Origin of the sequence: Mesorhizobium sp. Cs1299R1N1, from assembly GCF_037179655.1 — a bacterium.
Lineage (GTDB): Bacteria > Pseudomonadota > Alphaproteobacteria > Rhizobiales > Rhizobiaceae > Mesorhizobium > Mesorhizobium salmacidum.
Genome location: NZ_JAPYKR010000098.1, coordinates 1 through 734 on the forward strand (window position 1 = coordinate 1; position 734 = coordinate 734).

1 protein-coding gene is annotated in these 734 nt (G+C 54.4%); it reads left to right on the plus strand.

Features of this window, described 5'->3' with window-relative positions:
- Positions 1-190: 190 nt before the first annotated feature.
- On the plus strand, positions 191-734 hold a 544-nt coding region (locus tag O7A70_RS33870), incomplete at its 3' end, for an SDR family NAD(P)-dependent oxidoreductase (protein ID WP_337144214.1).

Below are 734 nucleotides of genomic sequence, written 5' to 3' on the forward strand. Positions count from 1 at the left end.
TTGGAAATAGATCCGCAAGCCGGCCGAGGCACCGCCTGAGGGACGCAACGCAGTTCCTGAGTTTCGATGCCGCATGACACGATGTTCCGCAATAGGAGACAGCGCTTCATGGGATTTGATCACGCTGATCTTGGCTGCTGAACGATGACCTTGACCTGAAGCAAATCAAAATAGGGAGCGAGTAATTACAATGTCAGATGGAACTTGTGATTCTGCAATTGGTGAAGATGGATACCAGGAGATCTTCGGGATTGACGGTAAGGTCGTCTGCATTTCAGGATCGAGCCGCGGTCTGGGGAAGTCACTCGCCACCTGCTTCGGGCGATTGGGGGCGAAGGTAGTCCTTTCCTCGCATAACAGCGAAGAGCTGGCCGGAGCAGAGGCCGAACTTGCGGGCCAAGGAATCGAGGTGGCGGCTATCCGTTCTGATGTGCGGTCACACCAGGATTGCAAGGCACTGATCAGCGGCACGGTTGACCGGTTTGGGCAGATCGATGTGATGATATGCAACGCAGGCACCGACGTCATTAAGCCAGCACATTCATTCGAAGAGGCGGAATGGGACGAAATTGTCGACACCAATCTGCGTGGCTACTACTATTGTGCAAAGTTTTCCGCCCAAGCAATGTTCGATCGAGGCGGCGGCAGCATCATCATGACGTCTTCAGTCGCCAGTTCGCTCGGCATACCGGGCCTGACTGTCTATGCTGCGACTAAAGGAGGCGTCAATCAAC